Raw genomic sequence first — 16,828 nt, 5'->3', positions numbered from 1 at the left:
GTGGGCCGCAAGTCGCTCGATGAAGCGCAGCCCCGACCGATTGGCCACCGCTTCCAGCAGTGTGTTGCCTGGGAAATAGTTGTAGACGGTCTGCCGAGATACATCGAGCGCCCGGGCCACGTCGGCGACCCGCATCGCCGCGCCGCGTTCCTCGATACCCGCGCCGGCAGCGTCGAGTATTCGCTCGATGGCCTCTTCATCACTCGCAGGAGTGGCTCCGCCCCACCCGTGCGTGCGCATGGGCAGGAATTTAGTCGCTCCGCCGCGCGAGTGCCAAACCGCCGAGTGCACGACGAGAAAGGCAAAGACCCGGGTCGGGCTAAGGCCGGTCCGGGGCAAGCCGCAGCCGGGGGACGGACATCACCACCACTTCGCGAAGGGCGTGCCGGCCAGTCCCGCCGCCGCGCTGATCTCGATCTCGCGACGTTCGATCATCGGACTCCTCACTTCGATCCCATGGCCCTGGCCGCCGCCGGCGCGGCACGGAAATCAGCTGCAGCAGCCCGGCGGGTGCGGCGGCGGTACACCGACATCGAGTAAGGCCAATTGTGGGTATCGCGCCCCCGCGCATCCTGATACCAGTTCTGGCAGCCGGCCCATACGGTGCGGGGCTGGCGCAGCGCAATCTCGGACAGGGATCGGCGATATGCCGCTAGGTCGACTTCCAGCGGACCGCGCCGTGCGGCGAGTTCGGCTGCGGACACGATGTAGTCCGCCTGGCATTCGAGCATGTAGACGATCGAGCCCGCACCGAGATTGGTGTTGGGCCCGTACATGAGAAACATGTTCGGAAAGCCAGGCACGGTGAGTCCGAGGTGTGCGCCCGCCTGCTCGGCCCAGGCTTCGTCGAGTGTCACACCTTCCTGGCCGTACACCGTGACACTCGAGACGAATCGGTCGGTTTCGAACCCGGTCGCATAGACGACTACGTCAACTGGGAGGCAGTCGGATTCGGTCAACAGGCCCTCGGCGGATACGCCGCGCACTGGGTCGGTGACGAGGTCCACGTTCGGTCGATTCAGCGTCTGGTAGTAGTCGTTCGACATCAGGATGCGTTTGCATCCCAACCGGTAGTCCGGTGTCAGGGCGGCCCGCAATGCAGGATCGGAAATGTCGCGGAGCAGTTGGCGGCGATGTATCCATTCGATGATCCGCAACGTCGCGGGGTATCGCGTGAACGAATGGGTGAGAAGTTCCATCCCGGCCCAGATAGCGCTGCGTGCAACGCGTTTGAACGCAGCCGAATGCCATCGGCGGGCACCGACCCGTTCCCGGTATTCGGAGTCCGGCTTGAACACCACATACGCCGGAGTCCGCTGTACCACGTACATGTGCGAGACCTCGGCGGCGATGGCCGGGATAACTTGGATAGCGCTTGCTCCTGTGCCCACCACGGCCACCCGCTTGCCGGTCAGGTCGACGTCGTGGCGCCAGCGCGCGGTGTGGAACTGTGCACCCGCGAAGTCCGAGGTCCTTGCCCATGGCGGGACCACGGGTTCGGACAGTTGGCCGACCGCCGGAATCAGGACGTCCGCAGCGTCTATGCTGCCGTCGGCAAGTTCGAGGCTCCACCGGGTGCCGGTCCACCGCGCCGATCGCACTTCTGTACGCAGCCGGATGCACTCCATCAGGCCCTGTTCGGCGGCGACGCGCTTCAAGTATTCAAGGATTTCCGGCCCAGGGGCGAACCGGCGTGACCACTCGGCGTTCTGGGCGAATGAGAAACTGTACAGCTGCGACGGTACGTCGCAGGCGGCCCCTGGATACGTGTTGACCTGCCACGTTCCCCCGATGTCCGCGGCTCTTTCGTACACGACGATGTCGGTGTGACCTGCTTGACGCAGCTTCAGTGCGGCGCAGAGTCCGCCGAATCCCGTTCCTATGATCGCGAACCGCATTGGACATGATTGACATTATTCGTTGTTCATGTCAACGTTGGTGCACTCGTACGGCTGCCGCGTCGGGAAAGGGATTCGCCGCCATGGGATTTCTCGAAGCCGACATGCCCCACGTCGATTACGGGCGTTGGCGCGCGTTGCCACGCGCCGAGCGCATCCGTTCATCAGCCGCATTGTCGTGAAGCACGTGACGTGCCGGCCGACTTCGAGGCCCACAGCCCCACCTATGTCGGCGGTGACATCGTCGGAGGTGCGGGCACTCTTCGGCAGATCATCGCCCGGCCAACAGCTTTGAATCCATACACCACCGGTGTCGCCCGGATGTACCTCTGCTCGGCCTCCACCCGCCGGGTGCGGGGGCCCACGGTGTGTCTGGGCACCACGCCGCCCGCGCTGCGCTGACCAATCTGGGAGAGTGATGACCGAATTCGACCTGTCCTCCGTTTTCGCCACGGTCGCCGCGGCGATTCCCGACCACGAGTGCCTCGTTTGGCGTGACCGGCGGCTGACCTACGCACAAATGAACACTCGAATCGACGGCGTTGCTCACTACCTGACCAGTGTCGGCCTGGGTTGCCACACCGAACGGTCTGCATTGGCTGGTCACGACTCCGGTCAGGATCACCTCGGGATTTACGTGCGCAACGGCAACGAATACCTCGAGACGATGATCGGCAGCTACCGGGCGCGGGTGGCGCCGTTCAACGTCAACTTCCGCTACGTCGAAGAGGAACTGAACTACCTGCTCAGCGACGCCGGTGCGCGAGCACTGGTGTACGGCGCCGAATTCGCCCCGAGTGTCGCGGCGATCCGCGACCAGCTGCCACGCCTGCAGGTGCTGATCCAGATCGCCGACGATTCCGGCAACGAACTCCTCCCGGGGGCGGTCGACTATGAATCCATCACTGCCACACCACCTCCAGCCGGTGAGCGACCGCATCCGACGGGTGACGATTTGTTCATCCTGTACACCGGCGGCACGACCGGAATGCCCAAAGGGGTGCTATGGCGCCAGCACGACATGTTCATCTCCTCGATGGGCGGCCGGCCATTTGGCCGCGCCGAGGCACTCGAGTCGTACGAAGCTCTTGCCGCGCACGCAGCCCAGACCGCAGGCGTCCCATCGTTGCTGATCCTTCCTCCATTCATGCACGCCGCGGCCCAATGGGCGGCCTTCCACATGATCACCATGGGCGGGCGGATCGTCATCCCCGACGATGTCACCACCCTGCGCCCGCATGACGTCCTGGATCTAGTGGCACGCGAAAAGGTGCTCAGCATCCCGATCGTCGGCGACGCCGTGGCACGACCGCTGCTCGACGCACTGGAATCCGGCAACTACGACCTGTCCGGCCTGGCAACAATCTCCAACGGTGCCGCCCCGTTGACACCAGCCGTACGCAACCGATTGCTCGCCGCGCTGCCGCACATTCTGCTGAGCGACGGCGTGGGCGCATCGGAGACCGGAATCCAAATGAGTTCCTTTGTTACATCAGCGAATTCGGACATCAAAGCTGCAACATTCACGCCGCAACACGACACTGCCGTTGTATCCGAGGATCTGACCTGTGTGCTGGCACCCGGCGGCGGGCAGGGGTGGCTGGCCCGCCGCGAGCACGTCCCACTGGGCTACCTCGGCGATGCCGCCAAGACCGCCAAGACGTTTCCCGTTATCGACGGTGTGCGCTGGTCGATTCCCGGCGACCGAGCCACAATGCTGGACGACGGGTCAATCGAACTGCTCGGGCGCGACTCGGTCACGATCAATTCCGGCGGGGAGAAGATCTTCGCCGAAGAGGTCGAACGAGCTGTTGCCGCGCATCCGGACGTCTACGACGTCGTCGTGGTGGGCCGCCCATCGGAGCGGTGGGGCAACGAGGTCGTTGCGGTAGTTCAACTCGCCGATGGAGCGGCACCCGGGGACAGCGAGCTGACGGCGGCGTGCCGGACCCAGATCGCCGGCTACAAGGTGCCCAAAGCTTTCGTGCGGGTTGCGAAGATCACCCGCTCACCGGCCGGAAAGGCCGACTATCGCTGGGCGAAAGCGGCCGCGTCCGCAGCAATGGAAGGAAGCCAGGTATGAGCGATCAGTTCACCGGTCAGGTTGCGATCGTCACCGGTGCAGGCTCGGGGATCGGAGCCGCGATGTGTCGCGCACTGGTGGCCGGTGGCGCCGAGGTGCAGTGCACCGATATCGACGTGGCCGCCGCGCAGAGGACTGCGCAGGAAGCGGTGGGCCGGGGGATCGCCCGCGCCGCAATGCTCGACGTCACCGACGCGGCAGCGGTCCAGGCTATGGTCGATGAGACCGTCGCGTCCACTGGACGGCTCGACCTGATGGTCAACAACGCCGGGGTGTGCTTCGGCGGCAACACCGAGCTGCTGACCATCGAGCAGTGGAACACGATCATCGACATCAACATTCGTGGTGTCGTGCACGGTGTGGCGGCCGCCTATCCGGTGATGATTGGCCAGGGTCGTGGACACATCGTCAACATGGCCTCGGTCGGCGGGCTTGTGACCTCCGGGCAGCTGGCCAGCTACACCATGACCAAGCACGCTGTGGTGGGCCTGTCATTGGCGTTGCGCTCCGAAGCAGCGGCCCACGGGGTCGGGGTGCTCACCGTGTGTCCCGGCGTCGTCGAGACCCCATTGCTGGACAAAGGCTCCCTAGGAGAGGGCTGGCAGGGCCGCGAATTCTTTCTCAAAGGACAAGGCTTGAAGAAGGGTTATGACCCGGATCTACTGGCCGCCGACACCCTGCGAGCGATCGCGGGCAACCGGGCACTGCTCGTGGTGCCCGGTCGGGCGTACCTGGCGTGGCTGACAAACCGAGTGGCTCCCGCACTCGTGCAGCGCATGTCGACACGATTCGTCAAGCGCCAGAGAGTATTACAGCGGCGTTGAACGATCGGTCGGAACTGCAACGAGTCTGTGAACTCAACTGGGCGATGTGGCGCCCAACCCGAGTGCCGGGACAAGGACACGCCTCAGATATGCGCGCAAGCTGTCTGGCGACGCGGACGATGGCCCCTCAATCGTAAGCAACGACAAGAGAATGCGTAGATACGTTTCCGTCATCTCATCGAGGTATTGCGCCCGATCAGGGCGATAATCCAGGATGGGCTCCAGGTAGTGGCGAGCGATCGCAATAACCTCGGGGGTCAGCAGGCGACCGCGCGCATCAGCATGTTCGAGGACGGAGATCACCGGCGAAATCGCGGGATTTCGCCCGAACTCCTCGATTGCAGACAGGCACAGATCGACAACAAAATCTTCGGCATTGCTGTTTGCGCTTGCGACCGCCATCAACCGCTCGCTGGCCTCGGAAGCCTCCTTCTCCAGCGCTTGCGCGACGATGTCATCCTTGGTCGGAAAGTATTTGTAGATGGTCTGCCGCGACACACCGGCCTCACGTGCGATGACTGCCAAGGAAGTACGGTCCAGACCGTACTTTGCGAGGCAGCGCGACGCGGCCTCAACGATCCGTACCCGAGGATCTTCTGGCGCGCCCTGTCTGCCCCACGGCACGCGACGCGGAGTCGTGGACTTCGGACTCACCGCACCCACTCTCGTTCGCTCGTTTCGGCCAGGACAACCACATCATGTCAGTGCCTGCAACCGCTCGGCCTGCACCCAGACGTCCTCGGGGGTGTCGGGTGGGTCTGCGGCATGAATAGGTGACATCTTGACCCCCCGGGCCGGGTTTCGTCGCTGTCAGGCGGCGGACAGCGAAGATAGGGCGTATCCGGCTAGTAAAAAGACATTGGCCAGCAAGGCGAGTAGCCCTAACTGTGGGTTGCTCGAAAGGTCTTGTGAAAGTTCAATCGACCCCACCAAGTTTTCCATACTTTCTCCTGTTCACTCGATCACGCTTGTTGCTCGTCCAGCACCTTTGGACTGACGGGATGCCAACTTGGTCGTAAGTCGCAACGGGCCCTCGCCGGTACAAGAACGAACGGACTATCGATCAAAACCGTTCCGGATACAGAGACATTGCACCGGTCTCGGTGCAACTGCCAGCCACAGTGCGGGTCAGGATATTTCGGTGACTCGGGTTGCCGAGCTGCGCTTTGAATTCGTGGAACCGCCCACACCGGAGAGACAGGTGGGGGCGGCTACACACATCGCTTTTCAGTGGCAGATCGCGTTCCCGCCATCCACTGCGGGGTCGCTTGCCGTGTTACCACTCGTGCACCCGGGTGTGAACGTCTTGGTCGCTTCACCCGGCGGGACTTCGCCGAAGTTGGTGGTGCCGCCGTAGTAGTCGTTGTTCAGGAAATCTCGTGTGGCTTCAGGAGTGCTTGTGCCCTCTTGCTGGGCGAGGTCCGAATACACTGAGCCGGGGGGAATGTGGTCGGGAGACCCGAAGAGATTTCCGGTTTCGTTCGGAAGTCCGGGCCCCGTGGTTCCATGTCCTGGCGGGTTGTTTCCGGATGGTGGGTCGGCCCACGCCGATCCGGCAAGTGGAACAGTGACTGATGTCGCGATGACCGCGACGATGAACAGTTTTTTGTACATGTGCTTCCCTTCTCATGACAACGAGCGCATTGGGTCGAGTTCTTACGATCCGAATCGTGGCTCGTGCACGGTTCAGTGAACTCGGTAGTTGGCTACTGCAATCTCGCCCGACGAGACGCGAGCCCACTTAACGTTCCGCGGTGGCCGTACGTCCTGGTCCTGGTCGCGATCGAACACCCGCGCTAGTAGCGAAAGAGAACGGCTGAGTCAGGGCCGATTCCACTATCGTCAATCGGTTTCTGATCTGTCGATGGCGATGCCATCGCTGTCCTGCTCCGACGTTGCGGCGCAGTTGCTGTCGCTGCGGAGTTCCACTTCGGGAGCGGCGGCCGAGCCGGCCTCGACCCAGTCCGCGGCCGGCGTCCGCCAATATGCGCCCCAAGTACGATGTGTCACCAGTGTGCGATTCACTCTGCTCGTTGCGCTCGGCCGCACGAGCGCGGCGACTTCGTCGCGGGTGGTGGTCCCGGTCTTTGCCATGGCTCGGTAGATGTGGCTTTCGACGGTTCGGATCGAAAGAGTCAGTCGTTCTGCGATTGCGCGGTTGGACAATCCCTCACCGATCAACATTACGATCTCTCGCTCGCGGTCGGTGAATGGCAGGGTTTCGCTCGCTTGACGAAGTGCGGGAGTCACTGCGCCGCCGCATTGTTGGGCCAGCGAGTCCGCGCGCGTCGTGCATCTCAACGCCGATCCCCGTAGACCTTGGCTGCGGTAGGCCAGGGCAGCGTGTGCGGCGGCATCGGAGGCGGCAACGAGGTCGCCCATTCTCTCGAATTCTTCTGAAATTGTTGCCAATTCGGCGGCATCACTGTCGTGCACAGCTACAGCGAATTTGGCGGCCGCGCCAACTCGTGGTCCCTCGACGATCGCCTCGAGTTCACGCAGGCGTGGTGCGCTGGTGCGGTTGCCGAACTGGGTCGCGGTCTGTCGGCACAGCGCTTCGGCCGCGAATTGACCTTTACTGGAGGCTCTTTCGGCTGTCGACAGAAGGACACTGATCGCCTCACTGACCGCGCCCTGACTTGCCGCCATCCATGCCTGGGCGATACTGCGCTCGTAATCGAGCGACCGGAAAGGACGTCGCTGCTTGCTGAGAACTGCGAGCGCGTTGGCTGCTTCGGCGGTGGATCTGCACATCGCGAGCGCGATCACTCGCGGGATCCGATAGCGGTACCCCCATCCCAAGGCATGCGTGGCGGTCAGACCTGTTGATGCCTGTTCGAGCAATGTGCTCGCGGACTCGAGGTTGCCGGCACCAAGGGCGGCCCGACCCGCTATGGCTGGACCCAGCAGTTGCGCCGCGCCGGGAAGGTCGGCCGCCTGCCCGCGGACCCGTTCGGCCACCTCGAGGGCGTCCGAGATCCGGCCAGCGAGCACCAGCGCGCCGACATGCGCATCGGCGATGTTGAACATCATGTGCGGAGCATCGAGAGCGCGCGCCGCGACCGCATATCCGGCCTCCGCGATCGCCACCGCGTCGGCGGTGCGCCCCGCGTCTGCAGCTATTTCTGCTAGGACCCAAGCAATCTCGGCGCCGACGATGGCGGGTAGATCGTCCAACGCGAGTTCCTGCGACGCTTCGATCGCCGATTTGGGGTCGTCCGTGGCGAACCAATACACCGTGAGGAAGGCGTCGATATAGTGGCGGGCCTCCGGCGACGTGGTGTGTGAGGCGTGGTCGATGATTTCTTTCGCCCGTGCGGGCTCACCGAGTGCCCACAGCATGTTGCTGGCGCGCAGGAAGGCGAGTCTGGCGCGCTCGCTGTCGCTCAACGGGTCGGTACGAATCTCGGCCAGTACCACGTCGGCCTCCTCGCCACGGCCCAACCACGACAGTGCGTGTGCACGGACGAAGTGCGATTCGGCTCCTGCGCCTGCGCGCACGGCGGCTGTGGCAAGTCGATCGGCGAGGGGCAAATCTGCCAGCCAGACCGCGCCGTGTGCTGCCGCAACGAGTAAGTCGGCGTCGGGGCTGAGATCGGAGTCGATACTCAACGCGGCGCGGCGCACCACGACCTGAATATCGTCGCGATCATCGGCTGCGGCGAGTTCGGCAGCGACCAATCCGCGCAAGCGCCGCAGCCGTGTCGCTGCCGCGCGCCGGCGGCGTACCTCGCCGTAGAGAGGATGCGCGATGCGCACTTCCGTACCGCCGGCCCGGGACTCGAGCGTGATGAGACCACGGCTTTCGGCCTCTTCGACCGCTGCTGGAACGGTGATTCTCATCAGGGCCGCAAGGTCGAGCGGCTCGCCGACTGCGAGTGTGTCGACCACGTCGCTAACCGGCGCAGGGAGTGCGCCGATGCGCGATTCGATCAGCTCCACCAACCCCGGCGGCATCTTCGGATCACCGATCCACCTCCAGTACCCGCCGTCTTGAACGATTCGGCTCTCGGCGACCTCCTGCTCGGCGAGATTGCGAAGATAGAGAACGTTGCCTTGCGTTAGTTGCCAGAAGCGTTGGACGGCGTCGATTTCCAGCGGCCCACCCAGCGTGGCTGCCAGGAGGGCCGCGGCTCCATCGAGGGACAGCGGCTGCAGGTCGAGGCGCTCGAACTGGCCGATCTTCCATATGTCCTGCACCGCCGGTGGTATCGGGTCACCGTCGAGGACCGTCAGTATCAGTTTCGCCGCGCTCCGTTGCACGATCTGATGCACGACGAATATCGACAGATCATCGAGCAGATGAAGATCGTCGACGCACACCACTGCCGGGGCGTTCGATGGTGAGGTAGTCAGCGCCTCGATCACCCCCCGCACCAAGTGAACGGTGTCGGTGACACCCGACGGTATCCACTCGTTGAAAACTCCCAACGGAATCGCCCGCGCCGAGGATGTACCGATCGCCAGCCTGGTTTCGCATCCCCGGCGCGCGGCACCCGACAGCGCCTCGCGGGCGATCCGGCTCTTGCCCACCCCCGCCGTCCCGTACACCACAACCCCGGAGACGTCCGGAGCCCAGATGGCGGCCTCGATGGTTCGCATCTCCTCCGGGCGGCCGATCAAGGGCCACGACAAGCGCACGCTCCACAGCGTAAAAGCACCGAAGGTATCGGAGGTGTGAATGGCGTGACTTCGAAAGGTTGTGGGCCGCTCGGCGTCGGCTTGTCGGCGGCGGTGCCGCAGATCGATTGCCTCAGGATGCGTCGGCGACCCGCTTCGTTCCATCAAGATGCTGGCGATGGCCTATCCCGGGCAATCGGCTGCCGGACCTCGGGGCGCGGGACTATCGACCTGTTCGGGGCTCGCCGCAGGGATTGGACTGATCTGTCGTCACGCGGTCGCGCCGGCCGAGGTGGCGTGGGTTGTTGTCCAATGCCGATTCGGGACAGCTAAGGCAGTGGAATGCTTCTGCTGGTCGAGGACGGCGACAGCGGGGACATCAGCGGGTGTCGGCCTGCCAACTCCTGGCTTGTTCAGCCGCGATATCGACCAACCGATCGAGACCGAAATTCACGTCGATCACGTGGGTGTCGAACAACGGAATCTCGTTGATCGGCTGTGGGTTGATCATGCGAATGTGGTACTGGCTGTAGCCATTCACATCCTCGCAGCTACCGACCCCGCGTGCGCGGCTTGTCGTCCACGTCGACAGTGAGGTCGGCCAGGCCTCGGGGGGCAGCATGTAGCCAACGAGGACCGAGATGAAGCCGAACGAGTACGGCGCACTGGGCAGAGTTACACCCACCGGTTGGTCGCTGCCGCTCAAAACCGCGGGATCTGTGCAGGCAACCTGGAACTGCGGCCCGCTTGCCAGCCCGAAGCGCTGGGATCCAAGAAGATCGAGCGAACTGTTGCCGAACAACGACAGGGTGGGATACCGGATGTTCGTTGAATATGCAGTGACACAGCTATATTCAGCGCGACGGGAGCACACGGGAATGTTGGCGAAGTCGCCGCCCACGGTGCTTCCGCGCATTGTCACCACGTCACCGCCCATGAGGAAGGCGCCGACCAGTCGATTGCGCAGCTGCGGGTTGGGATCGATCTGTTCGCGGATCAGTTTGCGGAGCATGAATGTGCCTTGCGAGTGGCCGATGAAAATCACGCCGCGGCCGTTGTTCTCGTGGGCGAGATAGTCGTTCCACGCGCTGAGCACATCGTCGTACCCGACAGCGAGAGGCTCCGTGAAGCCAGCGAGGACGATCGGCAGGCCCGGCACCGGCACCTGCCGATAAGCCGGAGCGAACACTCGACACGTCCTGTTGAACCGGGCCGCCTCGACACGCGCGATGGACTGCACCTCGGGCGAGGGAACCGGATCGGCGTTGAGCGAAACCTGGTTACTCACGGTTCCGTACACGAAGTAGCAATCAACCGGCTTGTCGGATTCCTTCACCGGGGCGGGCGCGGTGACCTTCCCGGTCAGCAGGTCGGTGGTGTCCTGCGGCAGATCGCACGGATCGGAGTCCATCGTGGGATGGCACAACCACTGGGTGGGCGGGGGCGGAGCAGCGACGACGGGGGTTTGGGCACCGAACCCAAGCGTTGCCGCGGCGAAGGCGATGCACGCGGTGGAGCGCAGTCGATGTGTCCGGTGCGGACCTGCCGGCCGGTCTGGCCCCGGAAAAGCCGCGCGCATTGAAAAGAGACGCCTTGGCCGACACCGTGACCAGGTGAAACGGGACCGCGCTTCGCGGATGAAGGTGTGTCCGCGGCAGCTCTTCTCACGTGCCTGCGAATGGTGCGTTTCAGGGCGCTGCGCCGATTCGCGCGCTGCTGCATCGACCGACATGATCACTCCAATTGCGCTGCTCAACGGCATTTCTAGCGATAGTCACATCAATTGGCTCGTCCGGAGTAAGTAGTCGGGTACTTAACGGTTCGGTTGGTGTCGGTATTTGTCGGGAATCGTTCGTGTCGGTAGGTGTCGGTGACGCGCCTTTTGCTGGCAACTTGCTGGTGACGCCTTATTCTTGTGCCGTTGCATGGGTCGGGCCCTTGGGATCGGTGGTGCTCGGATGACGGCGTGCATGGTGTGCGGATCGTGCGGTACGGAGCTGCGCGAGAACGCCAAATTCTGCGATGCGTGCGGTACTCCGACAGCGGTGTCGGGTGCCGCCGCCGCGGAGTACAAGCAGGTGACAGTCCTCTTCGCCGACGTTGTGGCGTCGATGGACATCGCGGCCGCGGTGGATGCGGAGCGCTACCGCGAGATCATGTCGGAGTTGGTGGCGCGCGCGGCCGAAGCGGTTCGCCGATACAGCGGAAACGCTGAGTACACCGGCGATGGGGTGATGGCGATCTTCGGCGCCCCGGTCGCGTTGGAGGACCACGCGTTTCGGGCGTGCCTGGCAGCCCTGGACCTGCAGACCGAGTCGGAGCGCTTGGCCGCCGAAGTCGCGCGTCGCGACGGGATCTCGCTACAGCTGCGAGTGGGTCTGAATTCGGGTGAAGTGATCGCCGGCGAGATCGGTTCGGGAGCGTTTGGTTACGGTGCTGTCGGTCGGCAGATCGGTATGGCTCAGCGGATGGAATCGGTCGCGGCGCCCGGCGGGGTGCTGTTGTCGGAGTCGACCGCGCGGCTCGTCGAGCACCTCGTGACGTTGGGTGAGCCCGAGCACGTGCATATCAAGGGCGCGATCGCACCGGTCGTGGTCCGTCGGCTGCTGGGCATCGGTGCCCGGGAGGCTATGGGCGGACGCCGTGAGGCCGTTCTGGTTGGTCGGCGCTGGGAAATGGCGGTCCTCGACGCTGTGCTGGAGCGCGCGATCGGTGGCCACGGTGGTGTGGTCGATGTGGTGGGACCGCCCGGGATCGGCAAGAGCCGCACCGCGCGGGAGGTCGCTGCGGCCGCGGCCGGACGTGGAGTCGAGGTCTTCTGGGTCTTCTGCGAATCCCACGCCACGGACATCGCGTTCCACTCGGTTATCGCATTGCTGCGCGCGATCCTTGATGTGGCCAACATGGAGGGGGACAGCGCCCGCGCACAGGTTCGGGAAAAGCTACCGACTGCCGACCCCCAGGATCTACTGCTGCTTGACGACCTGCTCGGCATCGCCGACCCCGAGGTACCGCTGCCCGCTCTCGGTCCGGATGCCCGGCGGCGCCGATTGACCGCGCTGATCAACGGCGTATCGGTGGCCCGCACCACTGTCGCGTTGTACATCATCGAGGACGTGCAGTGGATCGATGAGGTCAGTGAATCGATGCTGGCCGATGTGCTTGCCGTCATCCCGCAGACCCGGTCGATGGTGCTCTTCACGGCCCGTCCCGAGTATCGGGGCGCACTTACTCGGGACCCCGCTGCTCAGACCATAGCGCTTGCGCCGCTGGCCAATTCGGACATTGGGGCGCTACTGGGTGAGCTAATGGGTTCGCATCCGTCGGTCGACGAATTGGCTGCGGTCATCGCCGAGCGGGCCGCGGGGAACCCATTCTTCGTCGAGGAGATGGTGCGCGAGTTGGCCCAGCGCGGTGTGCTGAGCGGCGAGCAGGGCGGCTACTCATGTTTCAGCGATGCCGCCGATGTTGCGGTGCCGGTCACGGTACAAGCCGCCATCGAGGCCCGGATCGACCGGCTCAGCGCCGAAGCCAAGCAGACGCTGTATGCGGCCTCGGTGATCGGCGCCCGCTTCGGGGCGCAGCTGCTCGCCACCCTCGAAATCGACCCAATGGTCGACGAGCTGCTCGGGGCGGAGCTGATCGACCAGGTCCGGTTCATCCCCACCGCCGAGTACGCCTTTCGCCACCCGCTGATCCACGCCGTGGCCTATGAATCACAGCTCGTATCAGACCGCGCCCAGTGGCACCGCCGCCTGGCCGCGGCCATCGAGTCCGGCAAGCCGGAATCGGCCGACCAGAACGCCGCCGAGATCGCCGAACACCTTCAGGCCGCAGGCGAGGTACGCGCTGCGTACGGCTGGCACATGCGTGCGGGGACATGGCTGGTAAACCGCGGCCCCGGTGCTGCCCGACTCAGTTGGGAACGAGCCCGGCTGATCGCCGACTCGCTACCCGACGACGGCCCCGATCGGCTGTCGATGCGGATCGCCCCTCGCACCATGCTCTCTGCCACCGACTGGCAAGGAAGGGCCAGCAGGGACACACAAGGCCGCTTTGCCGAACTGCGCGAGTTATGCGACCAGGCGGGGGACAAGGTCTCCCTGGCCATCGGCATGACGGGGCTGACCACCGAACTCTTCTACACCGGCTACCCGCGCGAGGCCGCGCGCCTGGGATCGGAACAGATGGCGTTGCTCGAGTCGATCGGCGATCCCGTCCCCTTCATGGGTCTGGCGTTCGTACCCTTGACCAGTTGGTTCGGTGCCGGTGAATTCGACGAAATCCTGCGGTGGTCGCAGATCATCATCGACCTTTCAGCCGGCGACTCGACCAAGGGCGCGGGTTTCGGAATCGGATCACCGCTGGCAATCGCCCTCGCCTACCGCGGCGTCGCGCGGTGGTGGTCGGGTCGCCCGGGATGGCAAAGCGACCTCCACGATGCCATCTCGATGGCACGAGGCAGCAATCCGACAACCCTCGCCGGTGTCCTCGCCTGGGCCTACAGTTTCGCGGTGTACTACAAGGTGATTCGGGCCGATGACTCCGTAGTGCACGCGATCGAGGAAGCAGTCCAGATCACTGAGGCAAGCCGGGACGACACAGTTATCGGTATCGCCAACTACGTGCTTGGTGTCGCGTTGTTGAACCGGGACGCTGCCATCGACCGTAAGCGCGGGCTCGAACTGATGGAGCAGGCCCGCGACTTGTGGTTGCGGGAAAGATTCCTTTTCATGATGCCGATCACCGACGTATTGGTCGCCCGGGAAAAGGCCAAGCGCGGCGACCGCGACGCTGCCATCGTGGTGATCCGCGACGCCATCGATGAGATGAACCAGCGAGGAAACTACGGGTTCCTCGTCTGGGGGACCGGCGTTCTGGTCGAGACCCTGCTGGACCGGGGCAGCGAGAGCGACCTGATCGAGGCGCAAAACGCCGTCGACCGGTTAGCAAGCCTGTGCGTTTATGAAGGCTCAGCGATGGCCGACATCAGTCTGCTGCGACTACGCGCGCTGCTCTCGCGGGCACGCGGCGATATCGAAACCTACCGCGATCTCGGTAGTGCCTATCGTGCGATGGCGGAATCGCTGGGCTTCGAAGGACATCGCGCGATGGCCGAAGAGATGACGTGAGATCCGCATCGCGGTTTGCTCCGATCGAATGCGCTAGGTGAAACTCGGTCATCACCGATCGAAAATACCGGCACTGTCGTACCGGCGGTGTTGCGGCCGTCTCGGTGGAATTCGCAAGACTGGGCGCTGGAGATGCTCTGTCCTGCTGTGAATTTGATTGAATGCGCCGCGTTGAACTGCGGATGCTCATGCCCGGTCCGGCGCTCAGCGAGAAGCCGGCCAATAGTTGCCGCTTGCGGGCCAAGTTTGTTCGATGTCTTCGCAGGGCTCGGGTTCGACGGGCGGCCGCGGTCCTACCTCACAGTTTCGTCGCCGAATCGACGACAGAGTCGCCCAATAACTGTCGATTCCGGTCGAAAAGTGAGCAGGTAGTTCCGGGGCGGGCGTTCGAGTGTACGAGGCAACACGCCCTCCGCGGTAACTAGGACCATCGCGGCTACCGGGCTCGACCGATGGTGATACTTGCTCCCGCAAACCAAATTCCGACATTGGCCGCCACCCCGCGGGCAGAGTGGTGCTGCGGGTGGGGCGCCACCGGGAACACCGCTGCGCGTGAAGCTGGAGGACTGCCGGAGTTCAGGCTGTCAGGGTGTGCCAGTCCTGCCGCGCTGCCCACTGCTCGAGGGTTGTCGTGGTCAGGCCAAAGAGGGCGGCGTGGTGGGGGCGTGCGGGGTAGCCGACACGGTTTGTCCAGGTAACGCCCCACGCGTGTTGCGGTGGCTCACCGAACGCGGTGTGTGGTCGCGATCCCGAAATCGATACGTCGGGAACGGATGTCGCAGAACTTCGACATCTTCGACTTCACCCTCATCGAAGACGACATGTCCGCCATCGCCACCCCCGACACCGCTGCCTCACTGTTCTTCGATCACCGCGACGCCGACGCGGTACGCCGGCTGAGCGGACGCACCCACAACTGACCACGCCCGCTGCACGAGTGTTCGGCCATCAACTCCGGCGGAGGACCGCTGACCGCGAGCCGAGCGTCCACTTCTTGTTCGCGCCGGTTGCGGTCCACCGCCGCCGGCGGGGCAGCCCCGGCCCAACAACGGCGGTGCGGGTGCTCGATATCGTCGGCAGGGCTCGAGATCGATTGGACTGTGCGGAGCATGTGCCGCTCATTGGGCTGCTGCCTCGGCGACGGCGCGCGCCCAGCGGTAGTCCGCCTTGCCGGAGGGAGAGCGCTGGATGAGATCGACGAAGACCCAGCCCTTGGGTAGTTTGTATCGCGCGATCCGCCGGCCGGCATGCGTCTCCAGCTCGGCTGCGGTCGCGGTCGCGCCGTCGGCGAGCTGGACGACTGCGACCACCTCGTTCCCCCAGCGCGGATGGGGGCGGCCGCAGACCGTGACATCCCGCACCGACGGGTGGCTGAAGATCGCCTTCTCCACTTCCTCGGCGAAGACCTTCTCACCGCCGGTGTTGATGGTGACCGAATCCCGTCCGAGCAACTCGATTTCGCCATCGCCGATCAGACGAGCGCGGTCTCCGGGCACTGCGTACCGTGCGCCGTCGATGATCGGGAACGTCTGGCGGGTCTTCTCCTCCTCGCCCAGGTAGCCCAGCGGCACCCACCCGGACTGAGCCAACCAGCCATTCCCTTCGTGGCCGGGTTCGACCAGCTCGGAGAGGTCCTCGTTGACGACGACCGCGCCCGGTCCCGAGTTGAACCGTCCGGTCGCCGCGCTGCCCTTGAAGGACAGGTGGGTTCCCTGGGCCCCGGTCTCCGAGGCGCCGACCGAGTCGTTTATCAACGCGTTGGGGAGCAGGTCGAGGACCTGGTCTTTGATCTCCTGGGTCAGCACGGCGCTGCCGTTGCCGATGATCGCCAGTGAAGAGAGGTCGTACTTGCCGGTTCTCATCTCGTCGAGGAGCGGCCGCACGACGGCGTCGCCGGTCACCGTGATGGCCATGGCCTTCTCGCGCTCGACCGTGCGCAGCACGTCCGCCGGGTCCATGCGGCGGTTCTGGTCGGGGACGATCACTGTCGAGCCGTTGTGCATCACGACGAAGGTCGCCCATTGGGCGGCACCGTGCATGAACGGCGGCACCATCACCATCGGGCCCATACCGCCATTGCGCGCACGCTCGCGGACCTCGTCGTAGGAGGACACCGGGTCCCACACACCGGGTGTGCGGCCGCCCATGGTCGACATGAAGATGTCGTGCTGGCGCCACAGCACACCCTTGGGCATGCCGGTGGTGCCGCCGGTGTAGATCACGTAGAGGTCGTCGGGGGAGTGCCCCACGTCCGGCAGGTCGGGCGGCACC

Annotated in this window: 11 protein-coding genes; 5 read left to right on the top strand and 6 right to left on the bottom strand. The window is 64.4% G+C overall.

All coding sequences use genetic code 11. From position 1 onward, the window contains the following. Both A8G08_RS20450 and A8G08_RS20445 read right to left on the bottom strand, forming a co-directional pair. Positions 1-240 (bottom strand): TetR/AcrR family transcriptional regulator (locus tag A8G08_RS20450; RefSeq protein ID WP_157108692.1); only part of this gene is annotated, 240 nt, incomplete at its 3' end. 203 nt (positions 241-443) lie between these two features. After that, a complete protein-coding gene (locus A8G08_RS20445; protein WP_068278283.1) occupies positions 444-1,898 on the bottom strand; it encodes a flavin-containing monooxygenase in 1,455 nt (484 codons plus the stop codon). A gap of 192 nt (positions 1,899-2,090) precedes the next feature. Here A8G08_RS20445 and A8G08_RS27255 point away from each other — a divergent pair, with 192 nt between their 5' ends. From A8G08_RS27255 to A8G08_RS20435, 3 genes are read left to right on the top strand one after another with little or no spacing between them, the layout of a single operon-like run. Beyond that, positions 2,091-2,300, top strand: coding sequence for a hypothetical protein (locus A8G08_RS27255; protein WP_157108691.1), 210 nt, complete (start codon positions 2,091-2,093; stop codon positions 2,298-2,300). Positions 2,301-2,316: 16 nt separating this feature from the next. Beyond that, on the top strand, positions 2,317-3,981 hold the full coding sequence (locus tag A8G08_RS20440; protein ID WP_068278278.1) for an acyl-CoA synthetase: 1,665 nt from the start codon (positions 2,317-2,319) through the stop codon (positions 3,979-3,981). Beyond that, positions 3,978-4,805 (top strand): SDR family NAD(P)-dependent oxidoreductase, encoded by an 828-nt coding sequence (locus A8G08_RS20435; RefSeq protein WP_068278276.1) that lies wholly within the window; start codon positions 3,978-3,980, stop codon positions 4,803-4,805. Before A8G08_RS20440 ends, A8G08_RS20435 begins: the two co-directional genes overlap by 4 nt. Before the next feature lie 33 nt (positions 4,806-4,838). Here the strand turns inward: A8G08_RS20435 and A8G08_RS20430 are convergent, their stop codons facing one another. The 3 genes from A8G08_RS20430 to A8G08_RS20415 all read right to left on the bottom strand — a co-directional run bounded on the left by A8G08_RS20430 (position 4,839) and on the right by A8G08_RS20415 (position 10,836). Then, positions 4,839-5,429 carry a TetR/AcrR family transcriptional regulator gene (locus tag A8G08_RS20430; RefSeq protein ID WP_281182170.1) on the bottom strand — a complete coding sequence of 197 codons (591 nt, stop codon included), beginning with the start codon at positions 5,427-5,429 and terminating at the stop codon, positions 4,839-4,841. Positions 5,430-6,647: 1,218 nt separating this feature from the next. Then, entirely contained in the window at positions 6,648-9,407 is a 2,760-nt protein-coding gene (locus tag A8G08_RS20420) for a helix-turn-helix domain-containing protein (RefSeq protein ID WP_187344502.1), read from the bottom strand. Positions 9,408-9,804: 397 nt separating this feature from the next. After that, positions 9,805-10,836, bottom strand: coding sequence for a DUF3089 domain-containing protein (locus tag A8G08_RS20415; protein ID WP_245672922.1), 1,032 nt, complete (start codon positions 10,834-10,836; stop codon positions 9,805-9,807). A 547-nt stretch (positions 10,837-11,383) separates the two neighbouring features. Between A8G08_RS20415 and A8G08_RS20410 the strand changes: the two genes are divergently transcribed. Next, on the top strand, positions 11,384-14,557 hold the full coding sequence (locus A8G08_RS20410; RefSeq protein ID WP_068278264.1) for an ATP-binding protein: 3,174 nt from the start codon (positions 11,384-11,386) through the stop codon (positions 14,555-14,557). 773 nt (positions 14,558-15,330) lie between these two features. After that, positions 15,331-15,477: a hypothetical protein gene (locus A8G08_RS27250; RefSeq protein ID WP_187344501.1), complete on the top strand. Its 147-nt coding sequence runs from the start codon at positions 15,331-15,333 to the stop codon at positions 15,475-15,477. 198 nt (positions 15,478-15,675) lie between these two features. Here the strand turns inward: A8G08_RS27250 and A8G08_RS20405 are convergent. Beyond that, positions 15,676-16,828: AMP-binding protein (locus A8G08_RS20405; protein ID WP_068278263.1), on the bottom strand; the 1,153-nt coding region annotated here is incomplete at its 5' end.

This window comes from Aldersonia kunmingensis (assembly GCF_001646865.1).
GTDB classification, from domain to species: domain Bacteria; phylum Actinomycetota; class Actinomycetes; order Mycobacteriales; family Mycobacteriaceae; genus Aldersonia; species Aldersonia kunmingensis.
This window is presented reverse-complemented; position numbering and strand designations above follow the sequence as displayed.

What these genes read in the sequence shown, in the direction of transcription:
- A8G08_RS20445 (WP_068278283.1), bottom strand. Translation starts at nt 1,898, where the DNA reads ATGCGGTTCGCGATCATAGGAACGGGATTCGGCGGACTCTGCGCCGCA.
- A8G08_RS20440 (WP_068278278.1), top strand. Translation starts at nt 2,317, where the DNA reads ATGACCGAATTCGACCTGTCCTCCGTTTTCGCCACGGTCGCCGCGGCG.
- A8G08_RS20435 (WP_068278276.1), top strand. Translation starts at nt 3,978, where the DNA reads ATGAGCGATCAGTTCACCGGTCAGGTTGCGATCGTCACCGGTGCAGGC.
- A8G08_RS20420 (WP_187344502.1), bottom strand. Translation starts at nt 9,407, where the DNA reads ATGCGAACCATCGAGGCCGCCATCTGGGCTCCGGACGTCTCCGGGGTT.
- A8G08_RS20415 (WP_245672922.1), bottom strand. Translation starts at nt 10,836, where the DNA reads ATGGACTCCGATCCGTGCGATCTGCCGCAGGACACCACCGACCTGCTG.
- A8G08_RS20410 (WP_068278264.1), top strand. Translation starts at nt 11,384, where the DNA reads ATGACGGCGTGCATGGTGTGCGGATCGTGCGGTACGGAGCTGCGCGAG.
- A8G08_RS27250 (WP_187344501.1), top strand. Translation starts at nt 15,331, where the DNA reads ATGTCGCAGAACTTCGACATCTTCGACTTCACCCTCATCGAAGACGAC.